The 8203-nt window shown below is 68.2% G+C and carries 10 protein-coding genes; all 10 read left to right on the top strand.

The features are described from left to right. The first annotated feature begins 31 nt into the window (after nucleotides 1–31). The 10 genes from OHA40_RS11345 to OHA40_RS11300 all read left to right on the top strand — a co-directional run bounded on the left by OHA40_RS11345 (nucleotide 32) and on the right by OHA40_RS11300 (nucleotide 8202). Complete coding sequence (locus OHA40_RS11345; protein WP_330233014.1) at nucleotides 32–1888, top strand: hypothetical protein; 1857 nt, start codon at nucleotides 32–34, stop codon at nucleotides 1886–1888. Next, nucleotides 1885–2667, top strand: a complete 783-nt coding sequence (locus OHA40_RS11340) for an ESX secretion-associated protein EspG (protein ID WP_330233013.1) — start codon at nucleotides 1885–1887, stop codon at nucleotides 2665–2667. Before OHA40_RS11345 ends, OHA40_RS11340 begins: the two co-directional genes overlap by 4 nt. 443 nt (nucleotides 2668–3110) lie before the next feature. Then, nucleotides 3111–3425: a hypothetical protein gene (locus tag OHA40_RS11335; RefSeq protein ID WP_330233012.1), complete on the top strand. Its 315-nt coding sequence runs from the start codon at nucleotides 3111–3113 to the stop codon at nucleotides 3423–3425. A gap of 14 nt (nucleotides 3426–3439) precedes the next feature. Further along, on the top strand, nucleotides 3440–3745 hold the full coding sequence (locus OHA40_RS11330) for a YbaB/EbfC family nucleoid-associated protein (protein ID WP_330233011.1): 306 nt from the start codon (nucleotides 3440–3442) through the stop codon (nucleotides 3743–3745). 129 nt (nucleotides 3746–3874) lie between these two features. Next, complete coding sequence (locus OHA40_RS11325) at nucleotides 3875–4192, top strand: type VII secretion target (RefSeq protein WP_330233010.1); 318 nt, start codon at nucleotides 3875–3877, stop codon at nucleotides 4190–4192. Further along, complete coding sequence (locus OHA40_RS11320) at nucleotides 4189–5469, top strand: hypothetical protein (protein ID WP_330233009.1); 1281 nt, start codon at nucleotides 4189–4191, stop codon at nucleotides 5467–5469. The genes OHA40_RS11325 and OHA40_RS11320 overlap by 4 nt, the downstream gene beginning before the upstream one ends. 12 nt (nucleotides 5470–5481) lie before the next feature. Further along, on the top strand, nucleotides 5482–5775 hold the full coding sequence (locus tag OHA40_RS11315) for a PE family protein (protein ID WP_330233008.1): 294 nt from the start codon (nucleotides 5482–5484) through the stop codon (nucleotides 5773–5775). Nucleotides 5776–5787: 12 nt separating this feature from the next. After that, nucleotides 5788–6768 (top strand): PPE domain-containing protein, encoded by a 981-nt coding sequence (locus tag OHA40_RS11310; RefSeq protein ID WP_330233007.1) that lies wholly within the window; start codon nucleotides 5788–5790, stop codon nucleotides 6766–6768. Nucleotides 6769–7027: 259 nt separating this feature from the next. Beyond that, complete coding sequence (locus OHA40_RS11305; RefSeq protein WP_330233006.1) at nucleotides 7028–7819, top strand: ESX secretion-associated protein EspG; 792 nt, start codon at nucleotides 7028–7030, stop codon at nucleotides 7817–7819. A gap of 86 nt (nucleotides 7820–7905) precedes the next feature. After that, nucleotides 7906–8202 carry a WXG100 family type VII secretion target gene (locus tag OHA40_RS11300; protein WP_330233005.1) on the top strand — a complete coding sequence of 99 codons (297 nt, stop codon included), beginning with the start codon at nucleotides 7906–7908 and terminating at the stop codon, nucleotides 8200–8202. Nucleotide 8203 lies beyond the last annotated feature (1 nt).

The raw sequence follows: 8203 nt of genomic DNA, 5'->3' as shown, positions 1-8203 counted from the left end.
GACGTGCGACGGATAGGCAGGAGCAGGACCTGTGGGCGACGGAGTGAACCCATGGACGGGATTGCAAGGGTTGGCCCGTGACGGCAAGATCACGGTGGACCACGGCGTCGCGGAGACCGCCGCGATCAATGTCGCTGACGCGCTCACGATGGCGGGGATCGTGCACACCGCCGTCGAGCGGGTCCTGAACTATCAGGGTTTCGGGAACCTGGGTTCCGGCACCGCGCTCGCGTCCAAGTTCTTCAAAGCCGGTCGGGATCTGGACGATCGGCTGAAAGACCACAAGAACATCCTCAGCGAGATGGGGGAGACGTTCGTCGCCGCGGGCCGGTTGTACCGGGACGGCGAGACCGATTCGGAGGCGGCGTTCACCCGGATCAAGAACGGACGGTGGGGCGAGTGGCAGGACTTTCCACACGTGCCGGACGCCGGTGAGACCCAAAGACCGGACTGGACGAGCGGGAGCGAACTACCCGCCATGAACGAGCGTCTTCGAAACGTCAGCTCGTCGCGGGAGCGGGACACCGCGGCGGTGACACCGGAGCGGGCTCCGGACCGGCCGCGCGACAGCGCACAGCGCGACGAGCACTGGGACGAGAACTCGGTGCGCGTCGAGAACGCCTATGCGCTGGAGTACAACACCTACTACAGCCTGGGCCAGTCCATCGGCGACCACGCTTCGGAAGTGACCGATGCGGCAGGCACCTGGAAGTGGATGGCCGACCGGCTCGAAACGGTCTTCACCAACCTCAAGAATCAGCTGACCCAGCTGCAGTCGAACGGTTCGTGGACCGGCGACGGCGCAGCGGGCGCGATCACCGCGGCAACCGCGTACCAGGGCAATGTCACCGAGCTGACCGGCGATATGCGGCTGGTCGGCGACAACCTCATGTACACCTCGGGATGGCTGTGGGCCACCAAGATCAACATGCCGCACACTCCCTGGGCGAACGTCGGCAAGCCTTACGCCAGGGACGAGCTGCTGCCGAAGGCCAGGACCGCGTTCAGCACCTTCTACGCGCCGGGTATCACCGCGTCCAGCAACGCGATTCCGCTACTGCCCGCCGCGCTGACTCCCGTCACCGCCCCCCAGGGGCCCGGTCCTGGTCCTGGGCAGCCCGGTCCTGGGCAGCCCGGTCCTGGCATCGCCCCAGGTCCTGGTATCGCTCCCGGCCCCGGGATCACCGGCCCCGGTCCGGGAACGTCGCAGACGAAAGCGCAAGCGGACGCGCAACGCCGGGCCGAAGCCGCAGCACGCCAGCAGCAGCAGGAAGCGCTGCAGTTCCAGCGGGAGCAACAGGCCGCGGCGCGCCGGCAGCAGCAGGATGCCGCCCAATTCCAGCGGGAGCAGCAGGCCACCGCGCGGCAGCAGCAGGCGCAGCAGGCCGCACAGCAGGCCGCACAGCAGGGCCAGCAGGCGATGCAGCAGGCTATGGCGGCCGGACAGCAGGGCCTCCAGCAAGCGATGCAGGCCGCCCAGCAGGCCGCGCAACAGGCGTTGCAGGATCGTCAACGTGCGGGCTTACCCACGATGCCGGGCACCGAGATCGACCCAAAGACCGGGTTGCCGAAAGGCACCGGTGGACCCGGTCCCGGGGCCGCGGGTCCGGGCGCGCCGGTCGGCAAGGACCTCACGCAGGCCGCCAAACTGTTCCCGCGTGCGAGCACGGCCACCGCCGCGGTGGAAGGCACGGCGGTAGGCCGTGGTGCGGGCATGGCGCCGACGGCGGGCATGCCCGGTTCACCCGGAGCCGCGGGAGCCGCGGGCCGAGGCGCGGGAGATGGCGGCCAGGGACACAAGCGAGCGACGTTCCTCGACTCCACCGAGCACCTGGAAGAAGCGCTCGGCGATGCGCCGCGTGTCGTCAAGCCGGTCGTGGAGAAATGACGCGAACCTGGAAGTTCACCGACATCGAGTTCTTCGTGCTGTGGGAGGGCCACGCCAAGGACGCGCTGCCGCCACCGCTGGTCTTCACCAGTCGCACCCCGCTGCTCGACGACTTCGAGCTGGAAAAGAGCAGCACTCGGGAAGCGTTGCGGGACAAGGTGGAGCACACCTTCGGCGCGGTCCTCGAGACGTTCGCCGGGCCGGACATCCGCATCGTGGTGGATGGCTGGGACGGTACGGACCGTGACGATCCGACGAAGTGCGTCCGCTTGCTCGCGGCGCGACGCGGCGACGCCGGATACGTCGTCAAGCAGCTGCCGGGGGAAACCATTTGGCACAGTGGCGGATTCGAAGTGACAGAGTGTACCGCGGTGGGACTCGCCGATGCGGTGGTCGCGCGGATGCCGGAAGCAGGAGCGGGCAAGCTGCCGGAGGTTGTGCTCGCCACGGACAGCGGCTCCGACATGGACTACGCGTACGGCGAATCCGCGGTGGAGGATTCGTTCGACGACACCGTCGCGTACCGGTCGGAGAAGTTCCTCGGGGCCGAGGCCACCACGATCGGGACCATCGCGGTGATCCAGGGCAGCTCGGTGTTCGGGCCGCGCGGCGTCACGCGCCGGGAGATCCGCTGGCGCGACGTGGTGGACGACGGCCGCTACGCGAGCACTCCCAGTCTTCCGTCCGTCGCGGCCGGCGCCGACGCCGCTCGATTGACCGCGATGATCAACACCGAGGTCGCCGCTGTGGTCCGTGCAATCAAGGACGAACGCCGGTAGCCGAGCAGGCCGGGGCCTCCGCTTCCGGACGCGCAATGTGGAGTCGATCGAACACATCGGCGATCACGCAATCGGTGTCGAAACACGTTGCGGACCAATACGCGTGTCCTGGCGATTCACCGATCTGGAGTTCGTGGTCCGTTGGAAGAATTGAAGGAGTATGGCCTCCCCGTTCCAGTCGTCTTCACTGTGCGTTCAGGTCCTATGACGATAATTGCTGAATCGGCTGGCGCGACTCGGCGGGATATGGCAGGTACGCGATGAGGTGAAAACCTCTATCGCGGTGGGGCAAGGGCAGGATCGCTACCATGATCAATTTCGAAACGCCGAGATCATTTTCGTGATCGAAGTGCTCGGGTGTGGCCGGGCCTCGAGAAATGTGGGTGCTACTTGTCGGTAACGGGTCGTACACTGGCAAGTACGACGAGCGGATGAGGGGTGCCATGTGGAAAGCAGCGTCCAGGAGTGGCTCGATCTCGGTTGAGACCACCGAACAGGGACTGCCGGTCCGTATTACGGTCGAACCTGGGGAATTACGGCGCGAGCCAGGCGAGTTGGCGCGGGAAATCCTGAGATTATGCAAACAATCGGCGAATCGCGCTGGGCTTGCTCGCAGGGCGGAATTGGAAGCGGCTGGGCTCACCAGCGAAGTTCTGGCATTGACCGGCTTGCCCAAGCCGGAAGATGTTGCGCGGCAGGAGTTGGTGGACGAGGCCGAGTACGAGGTCGAGCCGGAGAGCTGGCTCAGGTCGGTATGAACGAGGCGGTCGGTATGAACGAGGCAATGGACGCGCTCGAGGCGCGAGTTAACCGTCAGCTCAACCGAATGCGCGATCTGGCCGACCAGATGGCCGCGGTCCGTGTGCGTGAGACCTCACCCGATGGGTCGGTCACCGCTGTGGTCGACGGCAACGGCGCGCTCGTGGATCTCGAACTGTCCGGCGCGATCACGAAACTGTCGCCCGCCGAGTTCGAGCGGATCTTGGTGAGCACAGCGGCGGCGGCGGCCCGCGGGGCGTTCGCCGAGCGCGGCGCGCTGGTGACCAGCTTCAACGAAGAAGCAGCCGAATACGCGTAGGAATTAGGTGCCTGAAATGTCATGGAATTGTCTACCGGTGTTTACGAAATATTACCGGACCGACTGGTGGGATGATCCGGTACATTTGAAAAGAGCGGGCCAATCATGTTCCGGCAGCGGAGGTTCCCGATGAACGAGATCGTTGTAGTTTCCGACGCCATCCGCGGATACGGCGACGCTTCGGCGGCCATGGCCGTCGATGTCGCGGCGGCGGGCGCGGCCGACCAAGCGGCCACCATCGCCGCGGCCATCCCGGTTTTCGGCCTGATCGGGCAGGATTTCCTCGCCGCCTTCGCCTTTGCGCAGGCCAACAACATGATGTCGGTCGCCGAGCTGGCGCATGTGCACGGCATGACCGCGGTGGCCGCGCACGAGAGCGCCGCGACCTACGACCTCACCGATGACGCCTCGGCCAGCGACTTCGGGTCGATCAGCACATCGATATGAGTGCCCCGCTCGACCAGTCCATTCTGGATCTGCTCCGCCAGAGCGCGGTGGCGCCCATGCTCGACCGGCCGGTCAACGATGTTCTGAAGGACATGGGTCTACCGCCGCTGCCGGAGATCTCGGGTTTTCCGCCGCTGCCGGAGTTTCCGCCGCTGCCGGTGATCGACCTCTCCCTGCTGGCCAAGCCGCTCACCGATCTGGCGAGCAGCTTCGGCACCGGGCAGTTGCCCGCCGCGCCGCAGCTCGACCCGGCGCAAGTGTTGTCCCAGGTCTCCACCGTGGTGCAGACCGCGATGCAGCTCGGCACCTCGGCGCTGCAGGTCGTGATGCAGCTGTGGCAGAGCATGGGCGCGACATCGGCGGCGGAGAAGGCAGGCCAGGCGGCGAGCGACGGCACTGCGGTCGCGAGCCAGAGCGCGGCGACCTCGGCCGGTACCACGGCGGCCGCGGGATCGGTGTTCCAGGGCGCGAGCCTGATGGCGGCGATCATCACGAAGTTCATGACCTCGCTCGCCGCGTCGGCGCCGTTCCTCGGCACCCCCGGCGGCCAGCTCTTCGTGGTCGCGCTGACCACCGAAACGCTCGCCGAGGCAACGACCGTCGTCGCCAAGACCCGCGGCGAACTCACCGTGCACAGCGCGGAGATGACGAAGACCGGGCAGAAAGTGCCGGTCACCAACGCGCCCGAGAACGTGGACCCGATGCAGACGGTGTCGCAGCTCATGCAGCTGCTCGGCCCGCTGACGCAGATGGCGACCACCGGCGCGCAGGCGTTGCAAGCCGCGCAGACCGCGTTGAACGTGCCGAAGTCGATCTCGGACGCCGACAAGGACCGGGAGCGGCTGAAGGACGGCGAGCACCCGGACGGCGTGGCAGGTGCTGGTCCCCTCGGGGCGGGCGTCGGTGCGGCCGGCGCAGCGGGAACTCCTGCGCGTCAACTGACCCCGTGGGCGGGCGCGCGCGGAGCGGGATCGTTCGGCGCCGCAGGCACGAGCATGCCTGCCGCCGAAGGCGCTTCCACCACGTCGGCTTCGGCGATGCGTGGCATGGGTTCCGGTCCGGGCATGGTGCCGATGGCAGGCGCGGCTGGGGCCGCGAGCATGGCGCGCTCGGGCGAGCAAACCACCGACGGTATGCGTGGACTACTGGTCACCGAGCAGCACGGCAACGAGGTCGTGGGGGAAATCGAGGGCGCCTCGCTGCCGGTGGTCGGCGCGGCCGAACGGGTCTCCGAACCACTGGACTCCGAGCCACCGGACAAGTCGCTCACCCTCTGACAGGAGGACGTCATGGAATTCGATCCGACCCTGGCCCGCAAGTCCGCCGCAGACCTGGACGCGCTCGCCGCGCGTCTGGAAAGCGATCTGCGGCTGAGCATGCCCGCGCTGGCCGTCGAGCCCGCGGGCTCGGACGAAGTGTCCGGTCGCGCGGCGGAGACGTTGCGCGGTGTCGCGTCCTCCTATGACGAGGCCGCGTCCGACGGAGTGCTGGAGATTCGAAAACTGGCCGCGGCGTTGCGTTCCCACACCGATGTGCTGGTGCGGATGGACGACGACAATGCCGCCGGCTTCGGAGCGAACTGACACGGAGCGCGCATGGTCGAACCACCGGTAATCGGATTCACCGGTGTGGTCTGGCAGGCCAGGCCAACCGAACAATTGGCGCGGGATCTGACCACAGGACCCGGTGCCGCGCCGATGGCCGACGCGAGCACGGCATGGGCGAAGCTCGCCGCGAGTTTCGGCGCGGCCGTCGTGGAATACGACCAGATCGTGGCGAAGATCCGTGAGTCGTGGCGGTCCGGCGAAAGCGAAGCCGTGCTGGAGCGCATCACCAAGCTGCGTGACTGGCTGGTCGACGCCGCCGCGGCGGCCGGCCAGAACGCCGCGAAGGCGGGTGCGCAGGCGGTCGCCCACGAGGTGGCGCGCCTTGCCATGCCGCACGTCGTCGAGATCGCCGCACTGGAAGCGGCGAAGCGCGGGATCGAGCAGGCGGGTGCCGCCCTGGGCGCACCGCTGGTGGCGGCCGCGGCTCAGGTCGATTCCGAACAGGACCTGGCGAAGGCGAACGCGGCTCGGGTGATGCAGAGCTATGAGGCGGCCGCCACACCGCTGGCCACGCCATGGGAACAGCAGCACCCGCCGGTCATCGCGAGCGCCGCGGCGCTGGAGGCCGAGGCAGGCGGGAACCAGGCCACCACCGCTGCGGTAGCCGCTGCGGGCTTCCCTCGCATCGGCGGCATGCCGAACCGGGTCGGGCTGTCCATGCCGCGCGCGAAGACCGCTTACCACGCTCAGACGGTGTCGCAATCAGTGGCCGCGCCGGAAGTTGTTCCGGTGGAGCCGACTCCGGTCGTCACCGACAACGCGGCGAGCCGGATGGTGCCCGGTGCGATGGCTCCCGGCATGGCCGCGGGCGACACCGAACGTGCCGCCCGCGCGGGAGCGCCCGCGGCACCGCGTCCCGGCGAGGGCCTGCAGATCGAGACGGGTGTCGAAGCGGCGCCGCCGGTGCTGGGCGCAGCACCCGAACAAGCCGCGCGGCCGGAGTCGGCACATACCGAGGCGGCACCGTGATCGATCACAGCGAGAGAGCCATCGAGCACAGCACCAGCGGGCGCGGCGCGACCGTGCGCCAGCGAGGCGGCGTTGCGTCCGATTGTGGCGAGCGGGCCATCGAGCACTGCACCAAAGGGTGCGGCACGACTGTGCGCCAGCGAGGCGGTGCTGTCCCCGATTGCGGCGAGCGGGCCATCGAGCACAGCACCAGGGGGTGCGGCGCGGCGGCGCGTCAGCGAGGCGGCGTTGCGTCCGCGCCACGGGGGAGGAGGCCGGTATGCCGACGATGACCAACGATGGACTGCTCGCGGCGTCCGGCCTGGTCGGTGTGCAGACGCTGCCGTTGGTGCTGGGCGTCGGCCCGCGGCAGGATTCGGCCGAGGCCTGGCAGGAAGCGCAGCGGCAGGCCCTCACCGGGTTGCGTGCGTCCGGGCTGGTCGACGGCTACGACGAACTCGACTCCGAACTCGCCGCCGCTCTGCACGCCTTGGCCCAGCCCGATCGTGAACTGGTAGCCCGCATTTACACCGAAACCGGTCCGGTGCGCGTCTGTTTGGCGCGCCGGGGCAGCGCGCACGCGGTGGCTGTCCGCACCGGCGACGCCTTCGACGTACGCACGGCCTGGGCCGACGACGACGGCGCGGCGCTCGCCCGCCCGGTGCTCGCCGCGCTCGGCAGCTGCCCGCCCGCCGAGATCACCAGCTTCAGCGCGCTGTCCGAGGAATTGCGCGACCGCCTCGACGGCGCGACCTCGTCCAGCGATTTCACCCAGGCGGTGTACGCGCTCGGCGTGGTCGACCAGCGCGACGCGATCGAATTCGGTCTCGCCATGTCCAGCTGCCAGGCGCACGCCGAAATCGTCGCCTACGCCCACGAGGACGGGGCGACTCTTCGATCGTCCGGGGCAGTGGCCGTGTACGACACCACGCGGGGTCGTATCGCGGCCAGCCCCGGCGCCGCCGCGGACCGTCGGGTCTGGTCCACCTTCACCCCGGGCTCCGATCACCGGATCGCGCAGGCGATTTCGGCCCTGGTCGAATCCCTGCCCGGAGGAAGGTGGATGCCCTAGCTCGCGCGTCGTCGAGAGCTGCGTGCGAAAACCCGGGAAACGTGAACCGTGAACATGAATGACGACAGACGAAGAAAGGTCACAAAATGTCAAAGGTAAGTCTCGACGATGCCGCGGCCGCCCAGGTCGTGAACGAGTTCATGACGGCCGTCGGTCAGATCAAGTCGACGATCAGCAACATCGGCAGCGACATCGAGGCCGCCAAGCCGGGCTGGCAGGGTGACGCCAACGACGCGTGCGGCCGGGCCGCTCAGGCATGGCAGGACGAAGGCGCCCGCCTGAACAGCAAGCTGGACGACATGACCTCGAAGATCTTCGAGGGCAGCCAGACGAAGAACAACGTCGACGCCGAGAACGTCGACTCGTTCACCAACCTGGTCTGAG

The organism is Nocardia sp. NBC_00508, assembly GCF_036346875.1.
In the GTDB taxonomy this organism is placed as follows: Bacteria; Actinomycetota; Actinomycetes; order Mycobacteriales; family Mycobacteriaceae; genus Nocardia.
The sequence above is the reverse complement of the archived record's forward strand: the minus strand, read 5'-3'. Positions and strand labels throughout refer to the sequence as shown.